General features: G+C 60.5%; 24 protein-coding genes. 9 read left to right on the top strand and 15 right to left on the bottom strand.

Annotated elements, in window-relative coordinates; genetic code table 11:
- Positions 1 to 137: 137 nt before the first annotated feature.
- The 3 genes from E2K80_RS17215 to clpS are packed head-to-tail and all read right to left on the bottom strand — an operon-like array spanning position 138 to position 2309.
- On the bottom strand, positions 138 to 947 hold the full coding sequence (locus E2K80_RS17215; protein WP_135376114.1) for an SDR family NAD(P)-dependent oxidoreductase: 810 nt from the start codon (positions 945 to 947) through the stop codon (positions 138 to 140).
- Positions 948 to 963: 16 nt separating this feature from the next.
- Positions 964 to 1962 (bottom strand): class I SAM-dependent methyltransferase, encoded by a 999-nt coding sequence (locus E2K80_RS17210; RefSeq protein ID WP_135376113.1) that lies wholly within the window; start codon positions 1960 to 1962, stop codon positions 964 to 966.
- A 26-nt stretch (positions 1963 to 1988) separates the two neighbouring features.
- The gene (gene clpS, locus E2K80_RS17205; protein ID WP_168193267.1) at positions 1989 to 2309 is read right to left on the bottom strand and encodes an ATP-dependent Clp protease adapter ClpS; all 321 of its coding nucleotides are present in this window, start codon (positions 2307 to 2309) and stop codon (positions 1989 to 1991) included.
- Between the two features lie 212 nt (positions 2310 to 2521).
- Here clpS and E2K80_RS17200 point away from each other — a divergent pair, with 212 nt between their 5' ends.
- Together E2K80_RS17200 and E2K80_RS17195 are read left to right on the top strand one after the other, a co-directional pair.
- Positions 2522 to 3226 carry an HAD family hydrolase gene (locus tag E2K80_RS17200; RefSeq protein ID WP_135376112.1) on the top strand — a complete coding sequence of 235 codons (705 nt, stop codon included), beginning with the start codon at positions 2522 to 2524 and terminating at the stop codon, positions 3224 to 3226.
- A 27-nt stretch (positions 3227 to 3253) separates the two neighbouring features.
- Entirely contained in the window at positions 3254 to 3991 is a 738-nt protein-coding gene (locus tag E2K80_RS17195) for a CDP-alcohol phosphatidyltransferase family protein (RefSeq protein WP_338014557.1), read from the top strand.
- Between the two features lie 30 nt (positions 3992 to 4021).
- Here E2K80_RS17195 and E2K80_RS17190 read toward each other — a convergent pair whose 3' ends face one another.
- Both E2K80_RS17190 and E2K80_RS17185 read right to left on the bottom strand, forming a co-directional pair.
- Entirely contained in the window at positions 4022 to 5011 is a 990-nt protein-coding gene (locus E2K80_RS17190) for an NAD(P)H-quinone oxidoreductase (RefSeq protein ID WP_135376111.1), read from the bottom strand.
- 21 nt (positions 5012 to 5032) lie between these two features.
- Positions 5033 to 5731 (bottom strand): COQ9 family protein, encoded by a 699-nt coding sequence (locus E2K80_RS17185; protein WP_135376110.1) that lies wholly within the window; start codon positions 5729 to 5731, stop codon positions 5033 to 5035.
- Between the two features lie 114 nt (positions 5732 to 5845).
- Here E2K80_RS17185 and rpsU point away from each other — a divergent pair, with 114 nt between their 5' ends.
- Positions 5846 to 6052: a 30S ribosomal protein S21 gene (gene rpsU, locus E2K80_RS17180; RefSeq protein ID WP_121896303.1), complete on the top strand. Its 207-nt coding sequence runs from the start codon at positions 5846 to 5848 to the stop codon at positions 6050 to 6052.
- Positions 6053 to 6195: 143 nt separating this feature from the next.
- Here rpsU and E2K80_RS17175 read toward each other — a convergent pair whose 3' ends face one another.
- The 5 genes from E2K80_RS17175 to E2K80_RS17155 all read right to left on the bottom strand — a co-directional run bounded on the left by E2K80_RS17175 (position 6196) and on the right by E2K80_RS17155 (position 10240).
- Positions 6196 to 6834 carry a hypothetical protein gene (locus E2K80_RS17175; RefSeq protein ID WP_135376109.1) on the bottom strand — a complete coding sequence of 213 codons (639 nt, stop codon included), beginning with the start codon at positions 6832 to 6834 and terminating at the stop codon, positions 6196 to 6198.
- Complete coding sequence (locus E2K80_RS17170; RefSeq protein WP_135376108.1) at positions 6831 to 6971, bottom strand: aa3-type cytochrome c oxidase subunit IV; 141 nt, start codon at positions 6969 to 6971, stop codon at positions 6831 to 6833. Before E2K80_RS17170 ends, E2K80_RS17175 begins: the two co-directional genes overlap by 4 nt.
- Positions 6972 to 7058: 87 nt before the next feature.
- The gene (locus E2K80_RS17165; protein ID WP_135376107.1) at positions 7059 to 7520 is read right to left on the bottom strand and encodes a DUF6173 family protein; all 462 of its coding nucleotides are present in this window, start codon (positions 7518 to 7520) and stop codon (positions 7059 to 7061) included.
- Between the two features lie 3 nt (positions 7521 to 7523).
- Positions 7524 to 8543 (bottom strand): MBL fold metallo-hydrolase, encoded by a 1020-nt coding sequence (locus tag E2K80_RS17160; protein WP_238475740.1) that lies wholly within the window; start codon positions 8541 to 8543, stop codon positions 7524 to 7526.
- Entirely contained in the window at positions 8543 to 10240 is a 1698-nt protein-coding gene (locus E2K80_RS17155) for an acyl-CoA dehydrogenase (protein WP_135376106.1), read from the bottom strand. The genes E2K80_RS17160 and E2K80_RS17155 overlap by 1 nt, the downstream gene beginning before the upstream one ends.
- A gap of 129 nt (positions 10241 to 10369) precedes the next feature.
- Between E2K80_RS17155 and E2K80_RS17150 the strand changes: the two genes are divergently transcribed.
- Positions 10370 to 11332 (top strand): L-threonylcarbamoyladenylate synthase, encoded by a 963-nt coding sequence (locus E2K80_RS17150; RefSeq protein WP_135376105.1) that lies wholly within the window; start codon positions 10370 to 10372, stop codon positions 11330 to 11332.
- A gap of 110 nt (positions 11333 to 11442) precedes the next feature.
- Here E2K80_RS17150 and lepA read toward each other — a convergent pair whose 3' ends face one another.
- The 5 genes from lepA to E2K80_RS17125 form a co-directional block, all read right to left on the bottom strand.
- A complete protein-coding gene (lepA, locus tag E2K80_RS17145; RefSeq protein WP_135376104.1) occupies positions 11443 to 13242 on the bottom strand; it encodes a translation elongation factor 4 in 1800 nt (599 codons plus the stop codon).
- A gap of 224 nt (positions 13243 to 13466) precedes the next feature.
- Positions 13467 to 15572 (bottom strand): N,N-dimethylformamidase beta subunit family domain-containing protein, encoded by a 2106-nt coding sequence (locus E2K80_RS17140; protein ID WP_135376103.1) that lies wholly within the window; start codon positions 15570 to 15572, stop codon positions 13467 to 13469.
- A gap of 2 nt (positions 15573 to 15574) precedes the next feature.
- Entirely contained in the window at positions 15575 to 16870 is a 1296-nt protein-coding gene (locus E2K80_RS17135) for a TRAP transporter large permease (protein WP_135376102.1), read from the bottom strand.
- Entirely contained in the window at positions 16867 to 17349 is a 483-nt protein-coding gene (locus E2K80_RS17130; protein WP_135376101.1) for a TRAP transporter small permease, read from the bottom strand. The genes E2K80_RS17135 and E2K80_RS17130 overlap by 4 nt, the downstream gene beginning before the upstream one ends.
- Before the next feature lie 87 nt (positions 17350 to 17436).
- On the bottom strand, positions 17437 to 18396 hold the full coding sequence (locus E2K80_RS17125) for a TRAP transporter substrate-binding protein (protein WP_238475579.1): 960 nt from the start codon (positions 18394 to 18396) through the stop codon (positions 17437 to 17439).
- A 143-nt stretch (positions 18397 to 18539) separates the two neighbouring features.
- On the opposite strand from E2K80_RS17125, the gene E2K80_RS17120 reads away from it, so the two are divergent.
- The 5 genes from E2K80_RS17120 to E2K80_RS17105 all read left to right on the top strand — a co-directional run bounded on the left by E2K80_RS17120 (position 18540) and on the right by E2K80_RS17105 (position 23363).
- Positions 18540 to 19430 carry a LysR family transcriptional regulator gene (locus tag E2K80_RS17120; protein WP_135376099.1) on the top strand — a complete coding sequence of 297 codons (891 nt, stop codon included), beginning with the start codon at positions 18540 to 18542 and terminating at the stop codon, positions 19428 to 19430.
- Positions 19431 to 19676: 246 nt separating this feature from the next.
- Positions 19677 to 20207, top strand: coding sequence for a DNA helicase (locus E2K80_RS17115; protein ID WP_238475578.1), 531 nt, complete (start codon positions 19677 to 19679; stop codon positions 20205 to 20207).
- Positions 20185 to 20391 (top strand): hypothetical protein, encoded by a 207-nt coding sequence (locus E2K80_RS19690; protein ID WP_238475577.1) that lies wholly within the window; start codon positions 20185 to 20187, stop codon positions 20389 to 20391. Before E2K80_RS17115 ends, E2K80_RS19690 begins: the two co-directional genes overlap by 23 nt.
- An 89-nt stretch (positions 20392 to 20480) precedes the next feature.
- Complete coding sequence (locus E2K80_RS17110) at positions 20481 to 21926, top strand: hypothetical protein (protein ID WP_135376098.1); 1446 nt, start codon at positions 20481 to 20483, stop codon at positions 21924 to 21926.
- Positions 21927 to 21977: 51 nt separating this feature from the next.
- A complete protein-coding gene (locus E2K80_RS17105) occupies positions 21978 to 23363 on the top strand; it encodes a capsule biosynthesis protein (RefSeq protein ID WP_238475576.1) in 1386 nt (461 codons plus the stop codon).
- Positions 23364 to 23367: the final 4 nt, after the last annotated feature.

The following is a 23367-nucleotide window of genomic DNA, read 5'->3' as shown; positions in this document are numbered from 1 at the left end:
CAGCGAAAGGCGTTTCAACAGTAAGTCGAAACGCCTTATAGCGGTTTGCGTTTGATCTTTACCGAAAACCGCTGCCTCTCGCCTTCGGCTCGAACGGGGTTTTCGATTGGACTGCCTCATATAAAACGCAAAACGCTTTAATGCGCGGCGGTTGTGACACTGTCCAGCAGCGTCCGGCCCCCGTCAACGGTCAGCACTTCACCGGTGACAAACCCGGCCCCGTCCGAGGCCAGAAACTGCACCGCACCGGCCACTTCCTTGGCCGATCCGATCCGGCCCAGAGGCGTGCATTCGCGGATTTCCTTGCGCAACCCGTCGGTTTCGGTCAAGGAATCCTTCAGGCTGGCCGACATGAGAGACCCGAACGCCACCGCATTGACCCGTATCCGGTGCGGCGCCAGCGCCACCGCCAGGCTGCGCGTGGCCTGATCAAGTGCGGCGGTGCTGATCGAATAGGCCAGCAAATCAGGATGCGTGCGCCGGGACGCGATAGAGGAGATATTGACGATGGCGCCGATAGCACCTTCTTCAACCTCGTCTTCCTCGGCCTGCAAAATCATCCGTTTCGCCACCACCTGGCTAAGACGAAGCGCTGCAAACATGTTCTGGTCCAGCAGCGTTTCAACCGAGATATCCGTCGGGTCCAACGGGTCTGTTGTCAGCAACTGGCGGCTGGCATTGACCAGAATATCCACCCGGTCAAACGCATCTATGGTCGCGGACAGCAGGTTGGCAACAGTCAGTTTCTCGCGCAGATCGCCCGCGAAATAGCGGGCATTGCCGCTTTGATGATCCGGGCCGCCGCATTCATCGACAAGGCGTGCCTCATCCCGGTCGGCCATCATCACATTGGCGCCGCGTTCCAGAAAATGCCGGGCGATGGCCAGACCGACGCCATTGGCCGCCCCGGTGATAATCGCCGTTTTACCTTGGATAGAAAGAGACATGTCTCACTCCTGATGATCAGGGTTTCGCCTGTTTGGGCTTTGACGCCTGATAGAGTTTGTAGCCCTGAAGCTCGGCCAGCATCCGGCCAGTGCCGAAATGGTCTTTCAGCGCGGCCTCATAGGGCAAATGCCGGTTGGCTACCATGAAAAACTGACCCGGCCGTTTCAGCATGCGCGCAGCCGAGGCGATGAAGGCCCGCCCCAGCCCCGGGTCGGCATCGCGGCCGATATGGAAAGGCGGGTTGGACAGGATCACATCATAGGGTTCATCGGGGTGATGGCTGGTGGCATCGCCCCAGATATACTGCGCACGCGGATCGTCGATATTGGCCTTCGCCGCCTCAAGCGCGGCCCATTCCGCCTCGACCAGGTCGATCCGGGTGATCCCGTCCTGCTCTGCCAGAAGCTCGGCCGCGATATAGCCCCAACCGGCCCCCAGATCAGCAATCCGCCCTTTCAGCAGCGGCACCAGCGCCACCAGAAGTTCCGAACCCGGGTCGGGCCCATCGGCGGAAAACCCGCCGGGCGCCGTGATATACCCGCCTTCCACCCTTTGCGGGCTGGCCTTCCATGCCACCACTGACGGGGGCAATGTTTCGGGCCGGGTCAGCCAGAACAGCTTGCCATGGGATTTCGACAGCACATCCTCCACCGGCAGTACAGCACGCACAGCTTTCAGATAGCTTTCGATCCCTTCGCTTTTCTGACCATCCACCAGCAACAGGCCACCGGGCCGCAGATGCGTCAGGGCCTGGGCCACCAGTGACAGGCTTTCGGCCCGGGCCTTCACGCTTTGCACAAGCGCCACGTCAAACACACCCTCGGGTGCCACGCAGACGTCCACACCCCGCGCCTCCAATCGTCGATGCCCCGGAAAGAACCCCTGAACCGCCGTGACATCCCCCAGGGCGGAAAAATCCGCCTCTGCCGCGGCCCGCAGCACCAGGGCTTTTCCTGCCTCGGGCAGGGTCAACACGCCGGTCTCCAGCGCGAGGGTCCATCTGTCAGGGGTCATGGGCAAACCGGAACAGGCCGCGCGGCCTATTCCTCTTTCTCCATCGTGCATTGCAGCGGGTGCTGGTTGCGCCGGGCGAAATCCATCACCTGCGCCACCTTGGTTTCGGCAATCTCATAGGAAAACACGCCAACCACGGCCAAACCTTTCTTGTGGACGGTCAGCATGATCTCGACCGCCTGGGCATGGGTGATGCCAAAGAACCGCTCCAGCACATGCACGACAAATTCCATCGGCGTGTAATCGTCATTCAGCAGCAACACCTTGTACAAAGGCGGCCGTTCGGTTTTGGGCTTTGTCTTGGTGATGACAGCGGCATCATCGTCCGGTTTGGACTTGTCGGCCATCATCGTCCAGGCGTCAGTCTGCATCAGGTCTCCCGCGGGGCTTATGCCACGTACTAAAGCGCTTTGACTCTACACTGGAACACCTGCCCCTGTCTCCTGCTTCTGCGGGAATGGGGCTGTGGTTCCATCATCCGTTACATATACGTCGAAACGCCGTAGGTCGCAGTATATAAGACGTCTGCCGCAACAGAAAAGAGGCTCTGACCCGGACAATGCCCAAAGGATTGCAAATAATCGGTTTCGATGCAGATGACACGCTGTGGCAGAATGAGAGCTTTTTTCGCCTGACACAGGAAAGATTTGCCGAACTTCTGGCCGATTATACGGATCGTGACCACCTGCACACACGGCTGCTGGAGGCGGAACGCCGCAATCTGGGCCAATACGGGTTCGGCATCAAAGGGTTCATGCTGTCGATGATCGAAACCGCGATTGAGGTCACGGATCAGACCGTGCCTGCCAGCGTGATTGCCGAGCTTCTGGCGGCAGGTCAGGATATGCTGGCCCACCCGGTTCACCTGCTGCCCCATGCGCAAGAGGCCGTTCGCAGCCTGGCAGAGACCCACAAGCTGGTTCTGATCACCAAGGGCGATCTGCTGGATCAGGAACGCAAGCTGGCACAATCGGGCCTGGGGGCGTTTTTTGACGGGGTCGAGATTGTATCGCACAAGACAACCGCCACCTATCAATCCGCCTTTACCAAATACGGGGATGGCCCCGAATATGCGATGATGATCGGCAATTCGCTGAAATCCGATGTGATCCCCGCGCTGGAGGCCGGTGCCTGGGGTATCTACATCCCCCATGGGCTGACCTGGGAACTGGAACATGCCGAAACCCCCACAGGCCATAGCCGCTATCGCGAATTGCCGGATCTGGGCGAAGTGGTCACGCTTCTTCAGGCCGCCGGTCTCTGATCCGGGGCCATGGAAGCGATGACAGGGGTGAATCCTGTCAATGTGATCCCGATTGATGCCAACACGCGGGATCGTGTCTTGCGCAGTGCCGATGACCCGATCAGGATATTCCACAACACCGATCACGCAGGTCGGCAGGTGACCGGGACCCTTATGATCGACGCTGCTCTTTTACCGTTGCAACGCCGCCTTATGATGCGGCCTGCACGGATTCTGCATAACCGGGGCATCGCCGCCGATCAGATCACCCTGATCGGGTTTGCAATTGGCGTGATGGCCCTGCCCGCCATCGCGCTTGGTTGGTATGGCATGGCCCTGACCATGATCCTTCTGAACCGTGTGGCCGACGGGCTGGATGGCACGGTTGCCCGGTTGAGCCAGCCAACCGATCGCGGGGCGTTTCTTGATATCGCGCTGGATTTCGTCTTTTACGCGCTGGTGCCCCTTGGCTTCGCGCTGCAGAACCCGGGCGTCAATGCCCTGCCTGCCGCCGTTCTGGTCACCGCCTTTGTGGGATCGGGCACCAGTTTTCTGGCCTTCTCGATCATCGCCGCCAAACGCGGGTTGCAGGCCGAGGAATACCCGTCAAAAGGCATCTATTATCTGGGTGGTCTGACCGAAGGGTTTGAGACGATCCTGCTTTTCGTGGTGATCTGCCTCTGGCCGCAAAGCTTTCCGCTGCTGGCCTATCTTTTTGCCGCCGCCTGTCTGATCACCACGGTCACCCGCTGGATTCAGGGCTGGCAGGCCTTTGCCGACACATAATAGCGCCCGCAGCGTATCACGCATGCGCGTTTACCGCAGGTTCAACACGATCTTCCCGATATGGGCACTGCTTTCCATCCGGGCATGGGCCTCTGCCACATTTTCCAGCGCGAAGCGGCTGTCCATCACCGGCCCGATCCGGCCCGCCTCAAGCAATGGCCAGACCTGATCGTGCAGTTGCGCCGCGATCTCTGCCTTGGCCGCATCGCTTTGCGGGCGGAGTGTCGAGCCGGTCATACTCAGCCGCCGCACCATCAGTGGCGCAAAATTCATCTCCACCTTCGGCGATTGCAGAAAGGCGATTTGCACCAGCCGCCCGTCATCGGCCAGCGCCTTGATATTGCGTGGAATATACTCACCCCCCACCATATCCAGAATCAGATCGGCACCGCCTTCGGCCCGCAGGATCGCAACAAAATCCTCCTCGCGGTAATTGATCGCCCGTTCCGCACCCAGACGGGTACAGGCCGCGCATTTTTCGGCAGATCCGGCAGTGGCAAACACCCTGTTCCCGAAATGGGCGGCCAGTTGAATGGCGGTGGTGCCGATCCCGCTGGACCCGCCATGGACCAAAAACCGCTCCCCGCCTTTCAGCCCGCCGCGCATGAACACATTGGACCAGACGGTGAAAAACGTCTCACACAGCGCCGCCGCCTGATCCATCGCCATACCGGCAGGCACCGGCAGCACATGATCCTGATGGGTGGCCACAAATTCCGCATAGCCGCCACCGGGCAGCAACGCGCAAACGGTGTCTCCGACGGCCCATTTCGTAACCCCCGGCCCCAGGGCGGCCACGGTTCCCGCCGCTTCCAGCCCGGGCAGATCCGACGCGCCCGGGGGCGGCGCATAGCGCCCGGCCCGTTGCAGGACATCGGGGCGGTTCACCCCCGCATGGTCCACCGCAATCAGAATCTGCCCGGCCATCGGCTCTGGCACCGGGCGGGAGGTGATCTGCAAAACCTCCGGCCCTCCGGGTTCGCTGATCTCGGCCGCGCGCATCACAGAGGGAAGCGACATCTGGTCTTCCTTTTTATGGTCTTATGTCTCGGTCTTGCCATGCCCGCGCCACCGGCCCGGCAGGTCCATATCCCGCATCCTGGCAGGGGCTTTCACCCGGCTCAACACCCAGTTCGGCGCCACCAGAAAAGGCTGCAGCAGCTTGTTGTCATTGATCTGTTTCTTGAAGGTCTCGAACTGCATCACATTCTCTATCCGCCGGTCCAGAAACGCCCAGGTCGCGATATGGCCTTCGGATTGGTCCCCCAGCCAGTAAAGCAGTGTTGCCCCATAGACACCCGATAATGTGGCGCGTTTTGTGTACCAGTTCACATCCTCGGACGCATCGCCCAACCCGTCCCAGATCGCATCACAGGTGTTCCAGATCGCCCTTGCGCCATCGGCGGCATATAGCGGCAGCGCAAACAGCGTCGATCCCCGCCGCACCGCCTCTTTATGGTCCTCAACCAACTCCAACCGGGTGCGCAGGGCAAAGGCGATGCGGTCACGAATACGCATCTGTGACAGATCTGCGGCTGCCAGCGCTGCACCCAATGCAGCATCACCCTGCCGGTGGAACCCCAGGGCCAGATCAACCGCGCCGCGCGGAAACAGCGCGCGGGCTGTGGCCTCATCCACCCCGGTATCGTTTATCGCGGCCTTGAATGTCCCCTCGGACCAGCCATCAAACGGCACATGATCAAGGGCGGCCTCAATCAGATTATCGCTCAGATCGGTCATGACATTCTCCACAGATCGGGGATATTGCATTGCTGGACAAGGTAGGGTGCCTTTGCTATACGGCCACTTCCTGCAATCTCTTGCAACTCAAACTTAGGAAGGTGGTGACACCACATGCAGGTTAGTGTTCGCGACAACAATGTCGATCAGGCGCTTCGTGCCCTGAAGAAAAAGCTCCAGCGCGAAGGCGTTTTTCGGGAAATGAAGCTCAAGCAACATTACGAAAAACCGTCTGAGAAAAAAGCACGCGAGAAAGCGGAAGCGATCCGCCGGGCCCGCAAGCTGGCGCGCAAGAAGGCACAGCGCGAAGGCATGATGTAAATCGTGCCCTGACAATGCGAACCGGCGGTTTCGACCGTCTTTGAAATACCCCCGCGCCATCCGGCCCGGGGGTTTATTTTTGCATGATCGGCGATTCGGAAAACTCAAGTTTTCCTGTTGTTTTCCTTGAGGAAAACAGGTGATCAGTTGGTGAATTCTTCGGGCAGCCCGTATCTTTCCGCGCGGGCCTGGGCCTGCAGAAGTTCCAGATTATCATCTGAATCGTCGTCATAAACCCGCGAGGTCCGCACCCCGGGCAGGTCTTCGAAACGGTTCATGATCCGTCTAGGAGACCAAGTGACCCCGATGCTTTCAAACCCGGGCGTCTGGCTGAGAACACGGGAGATCGACAGGGCACATCGCGCGGCGGACACACTGCCATATTGCTGCACGGCCTGTGACAGGCGCGCAGCGGTTTCAGGCGATACCTGAATTTCCTGCACAACCATATGGTAGGTCTCGCGCGCGTGGTAATCCATATAGAAGCCGTAAAGCTGCGGGGTCATGCCATAAAGAACGTCATTGCGTTCCGGCACATTGGGGTGATGCCAGCTGCCCGCCGGATCAAACATCAGACGTTGCGCTCCATCAATCATCAGGGATGAATGCCCGCCCGCGCCGGAGCCGTTGCTGATGGCCGTCAGCAAGGTCACCGTGGGCGGCGGCGGCGGCGCATAGGCCGCGCGTGTCACCGCATCATCCGGCGCCCAGACCGAAGGCGCCGCACAGGCCGACAATACCGTCAGAACGGTGAGAAGCAGAAAGGCCTTTTGCAGCTTCATCTTGCAAACAGCGCCAGAAAAATCACAACGCCAATACAGAAAATCGCCACGTTCATCGAGATGCGGATGAAGCTGTTAAATGTCTTCTCCTGCGTGGTAATATCCATTTCGCCGTGTTTGTACTTCTGCTCAGCCATATGATGTCTCCGAAATCCGATCTGCTTTATCCCTGTTGCGATAGCCGATTTCGCACGGCGTGTCACGGGGCACAAAGCGCCGCTGGGTCAGGGGGTTTTGGCAAGATCAGCGGCCAGTTGAAACCCGATGCGCTGCGCGGGTTTGTCCGTTGCCTTCGGCAGGGCCCGCAAGGTTACATTCAACTGGCTGACATGCTGGATCAACTGGGTTTTCAGCCCCGCGCCATCGGTGCCGTAAAAGGTGACGATATCGGGGGCGAAAAACCCCATGCCCTCAATCCGTAAAAGCCCCGCATCACTGCCCGCAAAGCCCATGGCGGCCTCATGGGTGGCATCCAGTTGCTCTTCAAACGTCTTGATATAAAGGATGATGCGTTCATAGGCCCATTCGGCGGGGGATTTATCTGCAACCGGTTTTTGCGTCACCGCACCGGGCAGGGGTATCTGCTCGGCGGATTTTGGTGCATCAGGGCTGCAATGCACCGCCCCGGCTTCGGGAAGGGCCGCGCTTTCCATTGCCTCGGCCGAGGTCATGATCTCATCTGCCATTCTCTAGCCTTTCATCTGCCAGTGCCACGCCCCGTCGCTGTGTTTCTCCCGGGTCACCTCCCCCAGGGCGAGAAGATGGTTCAGATGTGCAAGCGCTTCGACCAGGGCCAGCCCATAAGTCCCATCATCTATTTTGCGTTTGAACAACGGGGCAAAGCAGTCCACCGCCCTGCGTGGCACATTCAGATGCGCGCGTAAACGGTCCAGCGCCCCGTGATGGTTGTCAATCATCTGGCTCAATCGGTCGGGCAGGCCGGTATAGGGCAATTTATGGCCGGGCAGGATCAACTGATCCGCTGTCGCATGGGGCTGGAATGCCTCGCAACTGTCCAGCCAATCCTGAACCGGGTCCGCATTGGGTTCGGTCGCATACACCCCCAGATTGGGCGAGATCGAGGGCAGCAACTGGTCCCCGCCCAGCACCAGATTATCCGCCTCGCACCACAGGGTCGCATGTTCCGGCGCATGCCCGTGGCCGATGCGTATATGCCAGTTGCGCCCGCCGATGGTGAGCTTGTCGCCTTCGGAAATCCGTCTGTATCCAAGCGGCAGCGAGTGCACTATATCCGCAAAATTGAACGGGCGTTCGCTGGCGCGTTTTGCCAGAATGCCCGCGTCCATTCCCGCATCACGCCAGAAATCCAGCGTTTCCGGTGTTGGCCGCTCCTGTTCATCCAGCACCAGCATCCGCGCCATAAGCCATGCCGTGCGGGTGGTGATCAACTCGGCGCCCTGTGCCATGAACCACCCGGCCAGCCCGATATGATCAGGATGGTGATGGGTGGCAACAACCCGGGTGACCGGGTCGCCGCAGAACGGATCGCGCAGGATATCCGCCCAGATCGCACGGGTTTTCGCCGTGTCAAACCCGGTATCGACCAGCACCCAGCCGGCCCCGTCGCGCAGCGCATAGACATTCACATGATCCAGCGCCATGGGCAGCGGAAGACGAAGCCACAGGATACCTTCGGCAATCTCTATCGCGGTGCCCGCCGCGGGTGCCGTCTCATACGGGGTTCTGATCACGCGGCGAAATCATCTGCGCTAAACGCATAAAGATCTGCCGCACCGCCCTGAACCTGTGCCAGAAGACCGTGCAGTTCGGGCAATTGCCGCAGCAGGAAGCTGTGGGCAAGTTTGGCCCTGACACCGCCCGGTTCCGCCTTTGCAGCCTTCAGGTGATAATGCCCGCCAAGCGCCAGAGCGAACGCTCTGAGATACGGCACAGAGCCTGCGAACCGGTCATTCATCTGCATCCCGGTCAGGGCGGCGGTGGTGGTTCGCAGGGCCGTCGCCGCGTCGCTTAACGCCGCACCTGCATCGCTTGCAGCGGCGGTTTCCGCGATCTCATCCAGCAGGGTGGTTGCTGCCGCGCCGTCATCCATCATTTTGCGGCCCACCAGATCCATTGCCTGAATGCCATTGGTGCCTTCGTAAATCGCGGTGACGCGCACATCGCGCAGATACTGGGCGGCACCGGTTTCCTCGATAAAGCCCATACCGCCATGGACCTGAATGCCGGTATCGGCAACGGATATCCCGGTTTCTGTGCCATAGGCCTTGCAGATCGGCGTCAGGAACGCGGCGCGCGCGGCCATATCGGCATCGCCGGTGGCCTGGGCCAGATCAATCGAAACCGCCAGATCCAGCGCCAGGGCGCGGGCGGCAAAGATCTCGGCCTTCATGCCGGTCAGCATCCGGCGCACATCCGCATGGTCCAGAATTGTGCCCGGACCCCCTTCCACCGGCACCCGGCCCTGCTTGCGATCCATCGCATAGGAAACCGCATGCTGATACGCCGCTTCGGCCACGCCAAGGCCCTGCACGCCCACCCCAAGCCGGGCGTTGTTCATCATCGTGAACATCGCCGCCATGCCGTTATGGGGCTCCCCCACCAGCCAGCCGGTGGCGCCGTCATATTCCATCACCGCCGTGGGGGAGCCATGAAGCCCCAGCTTATGTTCCAGACTGACCACCTTCAGACTGTTGCGGACACCCGCGCCGCCATCTTCATTCGGCAGATCGCGCGGCACCAGAAACAGGCTGATCCCCTTGGTGCCGGGACCACCATCGGGCAGGCGCGCCAGAACCAGATGAATGACATTGCCAGAGAAATCATTGTCCCCCCAGGAGATGTAAATCTTCTGTCCCGAGATTGCATAGCTTCCATCCTCCTGTGGCACAGCCTTGCTGCGCAACGCGCCCACATCAGACCCGGCCTGCGGTTCGGTCAGGTTCATCGTGCCGCACCATTCCCCACTGACCAGCCGGGGCAGATACAGCGCCTTGATCTCATCGGATGCGTGATGTTCCAGCGCCTCGATCTGGCCTTGCGTCATCAGCGGGTTCAGTTGCAGCGACAGACAGGCCGAGGCCATCATCTCGTTGACCGCCGTGGTCACCGTCATCGGCAGGCCAAGCCCGCCATGGGCCGGATCCGCCGAGATCGCGATATAGCCGCCTTCGGCAATCGCACGATACCCTTCGGCAAAGCCGGGCGGGCTGCGCACCACGCCGTTTTCCAGCCGGGCAGGCGACAGATCACCGGCGCGGTTCAGCGGGGCCAGCACCTCTTCACTCATCTTTCCGGCTTCTGTCAAAATTGCATGAACAGTGTCGCGCGTGGCCTCTGCAAAGCGGTCTGTTGCCGCGACGCGGTCCATCCCGACCACATGATCCATCAGAAACCCGAATTCGGATACCGGGGCGCGATAAGACATATATTGTCCTTTCATACATGCGCGCGTTGCGCTGGCGGGCACTTCACGCTATGTCGTCGCGTCGGCCATTCCTCTGGCGGTAGCTAGAAACCCAGCCCCGCCTCCTTCAACAATAACGTTACGTTAAAGATGCCACAAAGCCAGCCGAAAATTCTTGTGGAAGAGGCCGATGGCATCGCCCGCGCCACCGCGCTGCTCAAGCAGGATGCGCTGGTCGCGATCCCGACAGAGACGGTTTACGGGCTGGCCGGAAATGCCCGGAGCGACACCGCCTGTGCCCGGATTTTCGAGGCCAAGGGGCGCCCCCGGTTCAACCCGCTGATCGTACATCTGGCGTCTCTGGATCAGGCCCGGGAAATCGCCGAATTCCCCCCCGCAGCCGGGGATCTGGCGCAGGCTTTCTGGCCCGGCCCGCTCACGCTTGTGCTGCCACTGAAACCGGGGCATGGCCTGTCCCCTCTGGTCACTGCCGGGCTGACAACCGTGGCCATCCGCCTGCCCGCGCATCCCGTGGCCCGCGCGGTTCTGGCAGGTTTTGGCGGCCCCGTCGCCGCACCCTCGGCCAACCCGTCCGGTGCGATCAGCCCGACAATGGCGGCCCATGTGGCCGATGGTCTGGGCCAGCGGGTCGCGGCCATTCTGGATGCGGGCCCCTGCGATGTGGGGCTGGAATCCACCATCCTGGCCCCGTCCGAAACCGGCACCCGCCTGCTGCGCGAAGGTGGCCTGCCACGGGAAGCGATCGAGGCGCTGACCGGACCCCTGCACAGCGACACCACACCGGGGCGAGTGGAAGCCCCGGGCCAGATGACCCGCCATTACGCCCCGTCAGTGCCCCTGGCCATGAACAGCGCCCTGACCGACAAGACCGCCCTGCGGATCGGGTTCACCGACACCGATGGCGGCGATCTGAGCCTGTCCCGCTCCGGCGATATGGTGGAAGCCGCCGCAACCCTGTTCGACATCCTGCACCAGGCCGAAACCATGGCCCATGCAAAAGGCAACCCCGAGATCCACATCGCCCCGGTCCCGGAAACCGGCCTTGGCCGCGCCATCAACGACCGCCTCCGCCGGGCGGCAGCGCCGGGTTGAGGTGTCTGTTTGCTTAAGAGATCAGGGTGTATGGCGCATTGCGTTCTCGTGCGAACACGCGACTTTCTTCGAAAGTAGCTTTCGCCCCGCCGCCCCTAAAACGGGCCACCTCACCCATCCATCTTCAACGCGCTGATAAACGCGCTTTGCGGGATTTCCACTTTCCCGAACTGGCGCATCTTCTTCTTGCCCGCTTTCTGCTTGTCCAGCAGTTTCCGCTTCCGGGTCGCATCCCCGCCATAGCATTTCGCGGTCACGTCCTTGCGCAGGGCTGACAGGGTTTCGCGGGCGATCACCCGGCCGCCGATTGCCGCCTGGATCGGGATTTTGAACATATGGCGGGGGATCAGCTCTTTCAGTTTCTCGCACATCGCCCGCCCGCGCATTTCCGCCCGGTCCCGGTGGACCATCATCGACAGCGCATCGACCGGTTCATCATTCACCAGCACCTGCATCTTCACCAGATGATCCTCACGATAGCCGATCATCTGATAATCGAAGCTTGCATAGCCCTTGGTGACCGATTTCAGCCGGTCGTAGAAATCGAACACCACCTCGTTCAGGGGCAGGTCATAGACCACCATCGCGCGGCTGCCCGCATAGGTCAGGTCCATCTGGATGCCGCGCCGGTCCTGGCAGAGTTTCAGCACATCGCCCAGGTAATCATCGGGCACCAGAATGGTGGCTTTGATCCGCGGTTCCTCGATATGGTCCACAAGGGTCATGTCGGGCATATCGGCGGGGTTATGCAGATCGGTCTTGGTGCCGTCGCGCATATAGACATGGTAGATGACCGAGGGCGCGGTGGTGATCAGGTCGATATCATATTCCCGTTCCAGCCGGTCGCGGATCACCTCCAGATGCAGCAGGCCCAGAAACCCGCAGCGGAAGCCAAAGCCAAGCGCGGCGGAGGTTTCCATCTCGAAGCTGAAAGAGGCGTCGTTCAGCGCCAGTTTCTCAATCGCGTCGCGGAGGTCTTCGAACTGGGCGCTGTCAACCGGGAAAAGACCGCAGAACACCACCGGCTGCGAGGGCTGGAAGCCGGGCAGCGGGTCATCCGCGCCCTTGCGTTCATGGGTGATGGTGTCGCCCACACGGGTATCGCGGACCTGTTTGATCGAGGCGGTCAGAAACCCCATCTCCCCCGGTCCCAGTTCCGCGATATCCTGCATCTTGGGGCGGAAGACGCCAAGCCGGTCAACCGGGTAAAGGCCGCCGGTGCGCATCATCCTGATCTTGTCGCCCTTGCGGATCACCCCGTCGATGACGCGGATCAGAACCACGACACCCAGATAGGGGTCATAATAGCTGTCGACCAGCATGGCTTTCAGGGGCGCGTCACGGTCACCCTCGGGCGCGGGAAGACGGGTCACAATCGCCTCCAGCACATCGGGGATGCCGATACCGGTTTTGGCCGAGATCTGCACCGCATCGCTGGCGTCGATCCCGATCACATCCTCGATCTGCTCGGCGACCCTTTCAGGCTCCGCCGCGGGCAGGTCGACCTTGTTCAGAACCGGGACAATCTCGTGATCCGCCTCAATCGCCTGATAGACATTGGCAAGGGTCTGCGCCTCAACCCCCTGGGAGGCATCCACGACCAGAAGCGAGCCTTCCACGGCGCGCATGCTGCGCGAGACCTCATAGGCGAAATCCACATGGCCCGGGGTGTCGATGAGGTTGAGAATATAGGTCTGGCCGTCCTTCGCCGGGTATTCGATGCGCACGGTATTGGCCTTGATGGTGATGCCGCGCTCCCGCTCGATATCCATACTGTCAAGCAACTGTTCCTGCATGTCCCGTTCGGCCACCGTGCCGGTCAGCTGGATCAGCCGGTCGGCAAGGGTGGATTTGCCGTGGTCGATATGCGCCACGATAGAGAAATTGCGTATCCGCGAGAGGTCGGTCATGGACGGCCCTTGGGGTTGGTTTCAAGGGGATGTAGCCGAAGGACGGGACTTGGGAAAGGGGTGGTATTTCGGTTGAGTCGGATCGAGGGTTTACAACCCGTAGATCAGGACGGGTATGCAGGCACGTCCCCTGTTCCCTGCATCCCCCGGAATGTCCCGTTCAGGCCCATACCCGCCTCAACCATACCCGTCCCCGGTTCAGCCTTTGGTCAAACCGGTGCGGATCACAAGCTGCGCCTGAGCACATTCTCCAACAGGCGGGAGATATTGTTGTCAAAATTGTTCCAAGGCAGGCTGCCGCAGAAGGTGATGGACCCGGTTGAAAAGACCGACCCGCCGCCGGGCACGTCAAAATAGATCATATCCGCATGCATCACATCGCCCGCCGGGCCGCCGCTGAGATTGGTGAGATGTGTCAGCTGTTCCTCGGGCACCAGCATGAATGCGCCATCATGGGTAATCGACCGGGCAAGAATGGTGACCGTCTCGGGCGTTCCCAACCGGGTGTCGCAATGGTCCAGCTCATAGCCCGCGGCACCATTACCGCTGAACCCGAAGGCACCAAGAATATCATCGTCGATCCCCTGAAACACCCAATCGAAATGCGGATCGTTGCAAACCCGTTGATACGGCGCGCCGGAAAACTCTCCCTGTGCGGCGAAGCCAATACCCACAAGCTCTTGTGGCGCGCGCGCATTGCGGCGCCATAGCCCGCCATAGCTGCCGTCAAATGCGTTGTAATACTCGCCGGGTTCCGCCGCCCAGGCACGAATACCATCCTCTGCCCGGCGGATTTCCAGCAGGCCGTCATCTTCCTGATGCCGCGCGATCCGCCAGTAGAAACCATTGCCGCCAAGATAGTGCAACGCCCCCCCGCAATCGCGAAAATCGCGCAGGGCATCCAGTGTTTCCCCGGTGTGGTATTCAGGATGCGAGGCGGTTGTCAGCGCCGCATAGCCGGTGATCGCGTCAACGCCTTCACAATGCAGCTCATGATCGGTGATCAGGTCATAATCGATATTCCTGGCATGCAGCCAGCTGATCAGATGGCTGTCTGCCGGAAGGTGGCGCAGCCCCGAACACGGGGTATCGCCAAAGGTCAGATACCCGGGCCGCAGGTTGAGCAGGGGCCGCCGATGCGATGCGTGACAGATGCCCGAACCATCGGAGTGATAATTATAGGTTGAAAGCCCGTATTGCGGATATTCCGCCGGGTTGTGGGGATAGGCCTTCCAGTCAGCCATTCGCGTCTGCCATGACGGGTCGTAATCCGGGCGGGCATGATTGCCATAGATCGTATAGGTGAAGGTCGACACCAGCACGCACAGCTTCGCGCGGGGTTTGCCCCGTGGCGCACAGACAAAGAACGGAATGGCGTCTTCATGGCCGCCAGCCGCCAGGCGCATGACATAGATCCCCGATGGCATGTCATCGGGCAGTGTGAAGGTGAAATCCGTCTTCCATTCGAAATCATAGATATCATCATCGTGGAAATGGATCGCGCCGTAATGTTCCGGTTTGTGGCGCCAGCACATTTCCGAGCCATCCCATCGCGACCCGGTCATCGCGCGTGCCGGGTGGTTTATCAGCGCCATATCCGGGCCTGTCGTCGCCCGCGCCGTGGTGGAATGTATATCTTGCGAAAAGTCCCAGGCTGCGCAGATCTGGCCATCAACCTGTATTTCGGGGGCTTCCAGTTTCCCGTTGAAATGCCCGCTAGGGCCGGTCTGACCGATCCGCGCCGCCACGGAAGGATGCCCCGACAGGCCGGGCGCGGTGGTCTGCCCGGATCGCACATAGCCCTCGCAGGCGTCTTCAAAGCTGCGCCCCAGCGGCTCCTGCCGGATCGTGAGATGCCCGTCGCGGCCAAGACTGCCGATCAGCCTGTACCAGCGCCGCAGGGTCAATGGCTGATCCGTGACCGCCAAAGCACGCCCAAACCGGAACCCGGCACCGCCGCCGGGTGTGATCAGCATCTCCATTGCCCCGCAGGCCAGAACAACCTGATCGCCATCATCCCGTTTGGTCGGAAACACAATCGCCGAGAGCTTAATCTCCTGCCCCGCCTCTGCGGTCAGTTGCGCATGTGCCACCCCGTAAGACCCGGCCTGAAACGCCTGTTCCCTGGATGGGAAGCGGGCCGGTGTGAAATAGGCCGAGGCATCCTCTTCAACGATCCCGCAGCCTGCGGGGTTGGGATCCGCGCTGATCGAGCGGACAAGATGCGCGGAATATGCCTCCGTTGCGGCGGATGAAACCTTGAAGGCAATGGTTTCACCCGGGCGGACCGACAGCCGATCCGTATACCCGATAAGGGGAATGTTTTTCATCGTTATCTCAGGCGCTCGCCATAGACCAGATCAGGCAGGAAGGTGACCCAGCCCGAAAAGAAAACCAGCAGAAAGATCATCAGCACATAAGGGATCAACAGCGGCAGAACCCCGACCGAAATATCCTCGATCGTTATCTTGCTGATCCTGGCCGCGACAAAGAGGTTGACGCCGATCGGTGGCGTCAGAAACCCGATCTCGCAGGTCATGACCGTGAAGATGCCGAACACAACCGGGTCAATGCCCAGGCCGGTGACCAGCGGGAAGAACACGGCTGTGAAGATGATGATCTGCGGAATGCTTTCCAGCCACATGCCGACGATGATGTAGAAGATACCGATCATCAGCATCACCAGCCAGGGATAGTCCACCAGTGCCTGGAACAGGCCGACAACCGAGGTTGAGATGTCAAAGATGGTGACAAGCTGCCCGAAGGCTTTGGTCGAGCCCAGAATGAACAGAACGGTGCCGATGACAATCGCGGTGAACTTGAAGGCATGAAACAGCTTGGCCCATGTCAGCCCGCGATAGATGAACAGGCCCACAAACAGGCCATAGGCCACCGCCACCCCTGCTGCCTCGGACGGGGTGAAGAACCCCGCATAAATACCGCCAAGGATCAGAATGGGCGCAAAGACGGCCCATTTCCCCTCCCATAACGCCTGCAGCAGCGGGCCCCAGCGGAACCGCTCCCCGGTGCCGCCATACCCCTGTCTGAGAGAGATGATGAACACCACGACCATCAGCATAAGCCCCAGAACAATCCCGGGCACGATGCCCGCCAGAAACAGGCGCGGGATCGAAACATCGGTGACAAGGGCAAAGATGATCAACAGGTTCGAGGGCGGGATCATACTGCCCAAAGCCCCCGCAGCGGCCGCGATCGCACCTGCAAAACGGGACCGATACCCCTCTTCCTGCATCGCCGGGATGGTGATTGATCCGATGGCCGCCGTGGTCGCCGGCCCCGACCCGGACAGGGCCGCGAAAAACATGCAGGCAACAACCGTCACCAGACCCAGACCGCCCTTATAGGCCCCGACAAGGCGTTGGGCGATGGCAACAAGCTTTTCAGACATGCCGCCCTGTTCCATCAACTGACCTGCCAGAATGAACAGCGGAATGGTGACCAGCGGGAAAGGTTCAAACGCAGTCCAGGCGGCCTGCGCCATCAGGGTCAGCGGGATATCTGCGATCAACAGCCCGGCCACCGTGGCTAGACCTGCCGCAAACGGAATCGGCACACCAATCGCCATCGTCAGAACGAAGATGGCGGCCATAACCACGGGGCCATTCATAGCGGAAGCCCCTTCCAGCCCGTCTTGCCCCAACGCCAATAGACCTGCGCCATTCGGAACAGCATCAGCAAAAAGGCGATGGGGATCATCAGTTGCAGCCAGCGCTGTTCAATCCCCAGACCGGGCGTGCGGTATGTGACACTGAACAGCAACTGCGTATAGGCCACGGTTTGCACGATCATGAAAATGACAAACCCGGCCCACAGAAAATCCGCCAATACGATGGAACAGACCTGCAAGGGCCTTGGCAATCTGTTGACCAGCAATGTGATGCGGATATGCGCCCTGTCCCGCACGGCCATGATCGCGCCAAGATAGACCGCAAAGATCATGCCATAGACAGCGGTTTCCTCGGCCCATGGCACGGCCGAGGAAAACCCGAACCGCAGCACCACCTGTAACAGGACAGACCCGACCAGCAGGCACAGGAAGAATGTGCACAGAACCTCTTCAAAATACCGATCTATGCGCGACAGCATCACGATACTCCCTTTCACGGCAGCCTTGAACGGGGGCGGCACACAACCGGCCACGCCCCGATATTTAAGTGAGATCGCGCGATCCTGTCAGTCAGAAACGGCGCGGATTGCCTCGATCAGGGCCCGGAACTGATCATCACGTTCTGCCGCATAGCGATCCTGCACCCGACGCCCTGCCGCGATGAAACCCGAGCGGTCAAATTCGGCTGTCTCCATACCGCCTTCGCCGGTCAGGAACTCCCGGATACCGGCGATCTGCGCGCCCATCTCCTCACGGTGATACAACCCCGCCTCTTCGGCGGCCTGCATCACGGCGGCGCGCTGGCCGTCATCCAGCTGATCCATGATCCGTGAACTGGCAAACAGCGGCGAGAAATACGTGAAATGCTCAAGCGCCGTGAAATAGGGCATGATTTCATAGAAATTCTGCGACTGGATGAACGAGGTTCCGTTATCTCCACCATCGACAGTGCCGGTCTGAAGCGCTGTCGGCGTATCCGCCCAGGGCAGCGGAATGGGCGCGGCTCCGAACTCTTCATAGGTATCAATCATAACCTGATTGCGCGGCACGCGGACCCGCAGGCCCTCCATATCTTCCACGCCGGTAATAACGTTGCGGGAGTTATAGAAATCCCGGTCGCCCACAAACCCGTAGGTCAGCAGATAGACATTGGTTTCGTCCTGAAGGCTTTCCGCGAACCCGACCCCCACATCGCCATCCAGAACCGCATAGGCATGGTCTTTGTCGTCAAAGATATAAGGCAGCACAAAGGCATCCATCAGCGGAAAATGCGGGGACACATTGTTGCCGGTGATGATGTGCATATCGACCGTGCCAAGCTGAAGCGCAGTGAACGCTTCATCTTCGCCCAGCAACTGGCCACAGCAGCGAACCCGCACGTCGATGGTGCCGTCTGAATATTCTTCCACCAGCTCTTCAAAGCGGTCTGCCAGAATACTGTAGGAACTGCCTTCGGCGGCGGCATAGCCAAGATTGATGACAACATCCTCCGCCCAGGCACCCTGGGCCGACAGTGACAAAGCCATGCAAGACCCTGCCAGAATTCGTCTGGATTTCTTGTCCATTTTTTAGTCCTCGCGCTGTTTTCAGTTCCCTGCCGAAAAGCTTTGCACGGGCAAATCTGCATGTATAATATCAATAGGATAATTTTTGATACCGTTTGGGCATCATGAAATTCGGATTGCGCCATATCCGGTACTTCATTGCCGTCGCCGAGGAAGAACATTTCCGGCGCGCCTCTGAACGTCTGCATATCGCTCAGCCTGCCTTGACCCGGGCCATTCAACATCTGGAACGGGAGTTGAATGTCACCCTGTTCGACCGCGCAAACAGGCGCATCCATATCACCGAGGCGGGCAAAACCTTTCTGGCCGGGTGCAAAAGCCTGATGGCGAATATGGAGGCGACGGTTGAAAATACCCGGCAGGTCGATGCCGGCAAAATCGGCGCCCTGCGCATCGGCTATACCGATATTGCCATCGCCGGTACGCTCCCCCGGTTGCTGAAAGACTTTCAGGAACGTGAGCCGGGCATCACGATGAAACCCCATCACAGCGTGACAACGGATCAGCTTGAGCGGTTGAAAAACGGCACCCTTGATTTCGGCTTCGTCACCGGACCGGTCACACGTCCCGATATCGAGTCGCACCCCATTCAGGAAGAGCGGTTCTTGTGCATTGTCTATGAGGGCCACCGGCTGGCATCCCGTAGCCGGATTTCCCTGGAAGACCTGGCCGATGAGGATTTCGTGCATGGCCCGGCCAAGGACTGGGAATATTTCTATTACCACCTTCTGCCGTTATGCCGCCGCGCCGGGTTCATGCCGCGCATCGTGCAGGAGGCCTATAACTCCGCAGGCATCCTTGGCCTTGTCGCCAGCCGGATGGGGATCACGATCCTGACGGAAAGCACCGGGAGATCGGCGATACCGGGCCTGGTGGAAATCCCGATTGCAGGGGTGAAGGAAACGCTCAAGACCATCGCCATCTGGAGGGCCGAGGATAGCGGCGGGGCAAAGAAGCGGTTTGTCGATTTCCTGAAAACCGCAACCCCCGACTGATCCGGCAGGTTCAGGGGCCGGAGGCCGGGACTGATCGCCGGCGAGTGGCACGCTTTCTGCCACAGCACTCTCTCTTGACGCGCAAGCGGGCACCGCTCATCTTGGGGCGCAGGCCTGGCCCGGGCCTCCCCCCTCCATCCGGGGAAGTATAGCACATGCAGGGTAATCCATTTTCCTGAGCCAACTCTGCGCGGGCGCATGTATAAGGGGGGATTGCAAAGACCGCTCGTAAGAGGAGGTTCTCTGATGAGACTGTCTGCCCCTATCTTCCACCTGAAACGACGCGCCCGGTTGCAGGCGCGCAACCGGATGATCCCGCTCCACAAGGCGCTGGATCAGATCGCGTCCGAGGAAGGCTATAAAAGCTGGAGCCATCTTTCCGCATCCCTGACCGCGCGCAGCCCCGCACAGGATATTCTTGCACAATTGCACGCAGGCGATTTGGTGCTTTTGGGAGCCCGCCCGGGTCAGGGCAAAACCCTTCTGGGGATTGATCTGGCGATTGCGGCATCTAAAACCGGGCGTCACGCATCCCTGTTCACGCTGGATTGCACCCACAGCGATGTACTGGGCCATATGCGTTTTCTTGGCACCGATCCGCATGTGTTATCCAGCGGGTTCCGTCTTGATACCTCTGATGAGATCAGCGCCGATTATATCACCGGGCATCTGGAAGAACCGGCAGAGACCACCTTTGTGGTCATCGACTATCTGCAATTGCTGGATCAGCGCCGCCAGACCCCGGAACTGGGGGTTGCAGATCAAAACCCTGCATGATTTTGCCAGACGCTCCGGGGCGATCATTGTCGCGATCTCGCAGATTGACCGCCGGTTTGATACAGGGGCCAAACCCCTGCCGGATCTGTCCGATGTGCGACAGCCCAATCCGGTGGACCTGTCGCTTTTCACCAGGGCCTGCTTTCTGCATGAGGGCCGGATCAGCCTGGACCCGGTGATCTGAGATCAGGGCAGGGCGGCGGGCCCGTTAAATATGCCATAATCTTTATACGCCATAAGACCGGTATCGGCCCCTTGCAAAGGATCCAGCCCGTGTTCAACCGGTTCCGTGGCGTATACATGCGATATGCGGCGCATCACAAACCTGCCGCCGCCGTTTCGCACGGGTTGGGGGCGGCCACCCGGTGGCTGCCTTTCGATCACGGGACGGGTCTTCGGTTTCTGCGTGACGCCCTTGGCGCCCTGCCCGCAGCGCTCTGCTGGTATCTGACCCGCGGCCCAGGATGGAAGGCGAAGGTGAAAACACGCCTGGGCCTGACCATGGACGAACGGGCACCTCCACCCGATCCTCAATGGACCCAGCAACTGATACAGGCGCTTGGAAAAGCCGCCGCATGCGCAGAAGGGCGCGTACCGATCTATCTGGCCCATTCTCTGGGCGGCGGGGCCGATCAGCACCTGAAACGAGAGATTGACGCGCGGCTGGCCAAACAGCAAAGCGCCGTCGTGCTGCGTTTTGGTGGCGCCTTGCGCGTGCAGGTGGAACTTTGCCGTCCCGAGGGTCGCCTGATCGCGGCCGCCCCGGATCTGGCCCTGACCCATCACCTGCTTGCGCCACTTACAAAGCGGCGCATCATCTATTCCTGTGCCGTGGGCGACAGCGACCCGCTGACCCTGCCACAGTTCATGCTGGATCTGGCCGGGAAGGATGCAGAGATTGAAATCCGCTTCCATGACTATTTTCCGGTCTCCCCCTCTTACTGCCTGCTGGACAAGGGTGATCAGTATCGCGGGCCGGTGACCGCTGCACGTAGCGACCCGGCGCATCAGATCACCCGACCCGATGGCAACCTCGTCTGTTTGCCTGCATGGCAGGCGGCCTGGCGCCCGGTGCTCAAGGCCGCCGCCCGGCTGCTGGTCTATTCCAATGACAGCCATGATCACGTCGTCGCGGCCTTCCCGGAGCTTTCAGGCCGGATCAGCATCACCCCGCATATGCCGACCTGGGAAACCGCCCGGGTTACACCGGATTTGACGCAGGATCGGATGGTGATCGGCGTGTTGGGCAATATCGCGCCACAGAAAGGCGCGGCCCTGATCTGCGACCTCGCGCACAGGTTGCGGGCCCAGCCCCATATGTCCCTGGCGCTGATCGGCACTCTGGATCCGGCATTCAAACTGCCCCGCTCCGCCCTGACCCATGGCCCCTATCACCCTGAAGAGATTGCCGGTCTGGCCCGGCGCTATGGCATCACCTGCTGGCTGATCCCGTCGATCTGGCCCGAAACATTCTCGTTCACGACCCATGAGGCACTGGCCACCGGCCTGCCGGTGATGAGCTTTGATATCGGCGCACAGGGCGATGCGACCGCGCGGGCGCCAAACGGCTACCCGATCAGCTTCATGGCGGATGGCGACCTTCCCGGCGCGGTGCTGGACAGGGTCAGGGATTTACCCTGCCGCCCGGGCCAGTCACCGCCTGAACGCTGCCCGCCCCGGCATATTGCATACGGGCATGCACTTCCCCGCAGCCCATAGCCAAACCGATGCAGGCCCCCCGATTTTATTTACCTCAAGGCGTTCCCGGACATGGCTGACCCACAGACCCCGAACCGCGCGGCGAACACACCAGCGCCGGATCCCTCACGCACCCGGGACGGGCAAGCCCTGGCCCATATCCGCAGGGCGGTGAAGGCGAATGCGGCCGCATCCCCACTTGCGAAACCCGCCCCGCAAGTGCAACCGGCACCGGCCACACCCCCCAGGGCAGAACCACCCGCCCCGCCGCAACGGGCCGACCCGGCCAGCCCGGTCCTGCAACCTGCCCTGTCTGAACCGGCACACATGCCGATCAGCGCAGCACATCCCAGCCGGGTCCGCAAGCGGCACTGGCTGGTGGTTTTATCCTTCATCATCATGGTGGCCAGTCCGGCAGCCGCCACGGCCTGGTATCTCTGGACACGCGCGGCAGACCAATACGCCTCTTTCGTGGGGTTCTCGGTCCGCATGGAAGAAACAGGGTCTGCCATCGAGATTCTGGGGGGGATCACTGACCTCTCCGGCTCAAGCTCATCGGATACCGATATTCTCTATGAATTCCTGCAAAGCCAGGAACTGGTGCGCCGGGTTGACGATCACCTCGACCTGCGCCGCATCTGGTCACGGGGCGACCCCGCGATCGATCCGGTCTTTGCCTATCACCCGCCCGGCGCGATCGAAGATCTGGTCGCCCATTGGGACCGCAAGGTTCGGATCTATTATGACAATGGCAGCGGACTGATTGATCTCAGGGTTCTGGCCTATGACCCTGCGGATGCACAAAGGATCGCCCAGCTGATCTTTGAAGAGAGCAGCGCAATGATCAACGCCCTGTCCGATGTCGCCCAAGAAGACGCGATCAGCTATGCCCGGGACGAGCTGTCCCAGGCCGAAAACCGGCTGACCGCCGCCCGTGTCGCGCTGACCGCATTCCGCAACCGCACCCAGATTGTCGACCCGACCATTGATACCCAGGGCCAGATGGGGCTGGTCAGCACGTTGCAGGCGCAATTGGCCGAAGCCCTGATCGAACTGGATGTGCTGCGCGAAACCACGCGCGAGAATGACCCCCGCATTGTTCAGGTCGAACGCCGTGTCACCGTCATCGAAAACCGCATCGCACAGGAACGCGCCGTCCTGGGCACGGGCGCCAATGGTGACAGTGCCTTTGCCGATCTGGTCGGCGAATATGAACGTCTGGCCATCGACCGGGAATTTGCGACCCAGGCCTATACTGCCGCCCTGGCCGCCTTTGACGCGGCCCGCAATGACGCAAGACGGCAAAGCCGCTATCTGGCAGCCCATGTGCAACCCACCCTGTCGGAAACCGCGCAATATCCGAAACGCGGGCTGCTGTTTGGCATGATCACAGTGTTTGCCATCCTGATCTGGTCCGTGGTGGTGCTGGTCGGCTACAGCCTGCGCGACCGGCGCTAAGGCC

The sequence above is a fragment of the Rhodophyticola sp. CCM32 genome (genome assembly GCF_004751985.1).
Taxonomy (GTDB): Bacteria; Pseudomonadota; Alphaproteobacteria; order Rhodobacterales; family Rhodobacteraceae; genus Rhodophyticola.
Note: the sequence above shows the minus strand (reverse complement) of the source record. Positions and strands in the feature narration are given on the sequence as shown.

Excerpts from the sequence above, each read along its gene's own strand:
- E2K80_RS17215 (WP_135376114.1), bottom strand. The coding sequence starts at position 947 with ATGTCTCTTTCTATCCAAGGTAAAACGGCGATTATCACCGGGGCGGCC.
- E2K80_RS17210 (WP_135376113.1), bottom strand. The coding sequence starts at position 1,962 with ATGACCCCTGACAGATGGACCCTCGCGCTGGAGACCGGCGTGTTGACC.
- clpS (WP_168193267.1), bottom strand. The coding sequence starts at position 2,309 with ATGGCCGACAAGTCCAAACCGGACGATGATGCCGCTGTCATCACCAAG.
- E2K80_RS17200 (WP_135376112.1), top strand. The coding sequence starts at position 2,522 with ATGCCCAAAGGATTGCAAATAATCGGTTTCGATGCAGATGACACGCTG.
- E2K80_RS17190 (WP_135376111.1), bottom strand. The coding sequence starts at position 5,011 with ATGTCGCTTCCCTCTGTGATGCGCGCGGCCGAGATCAGCGAACCCGGA.
- E2K80_RS17185 (WP_135376110.1), bottom strand. The coding sequence starts at position 5,731 with ATGACCGATCTGAGCGATAATCTGATTGAGGCCGCCCTTGATCATGTG.
- rpsU (WP_121896303.1), top strand. The coding sequence starts at position 5,846 with ATGCAGGTTAGTGTTCGCGACAACAATGTCGATCAGGCGCTTCGTGCC.
- E2K80_RS17175 (WP_135376109.1), bottom strand. The coding sequence starts at position 6,834 with ATGAAGCTGCAAAAGGCCTTTCTGCTTCTCACCGTTCTGACGGTATTG.
- E2K80_RS17170 (WP_135376108.1), bottom strand. The coding sequence starts at position 6,971 with ATGGCTGAGCAGAAGTACAAACACGGCGAAATGGATATTACCACGCAG.
- E2K80_RS17165 (WP_135376107.1), bottom strand. The coding sequence starts at position 7,520 with ATGGCAGATGAGATCATGACCTCGGCCGAGGCAATGGAAAGCGCGGCC.
- E2K80_RS17155 (WP_135376106.1), bottom strand. The coding sequence starts at position 10,240 with ATGTCTTATCGCGCCCCGGTATCCGAATTCGGGTTTCTGATGGATCAT.
- E2K80_RS17150 (WP_135376105.1), top strand. The coding sequence starts at position 10,370 with ATGCCACAAAGCCAGCCGAAAATTCTTGTGGAAGAGGCCGATGGCATC.
- lepA (WP_135376104.1), bottom strand. The coding sequence starts at position 13,242 with ATGACCGACCTCTCGCGGATACGCAATTTCTCTATCGTGGCGCATATC.
- E2K80_RS17140 (WP_135376103.1), bottom strand. The coding sequence starts at position 15,572 with ATGAAAAACATTCCCCTTATCGGGTATACGGATCGGCTGTCGGTCCGC.
- E2K80_RS17135 (WP_135376102.1), bottom strand. The coding sequence starts at position 16,870 with ATGAATGGCCCCGTGGTTATGGCCGCCATCTTCGTTCTGACGATGGCG.
- E2K80_RS17130 (WP_135376101.1), bottom strand. The coding sequence starts at position 17,349 with ATGCTGTCGCGCATAGATCGGTATTTTGAAGAGGTTCTGTGCACATTC.
- E2K80_RS17125 (WP_238475579.1), bottom strand. The coding sequence starts at position 18,396 with ATGGCTTTGTCACTGTCGGCCCAGGGTGCCTGGGCGGAGGATGTTGTC.
- E2K80_RS17120 (WP_135376099.1), top strand. The coding sequence starts at position 18,540 with ATGAAATTCGGATTGCGCCATATCCGGTACTTCATTGCCGTCGCCGAG.
- E2K80_RS17115 (WP_238475578.1), top strand. The coding sequence starts at position 19,677 with ATGAGACTGTCTGCCCCTATCTTCCACCTGAAACGACGCGCCCGGTTG.
- E2K80_RS17105 (WP_238475576.1), top strand. The coding sequence starts at position 21,978 with ATGGCTGACCCACAGACCCCGAACCGCGCGGCGAACACACCAGCGCCG.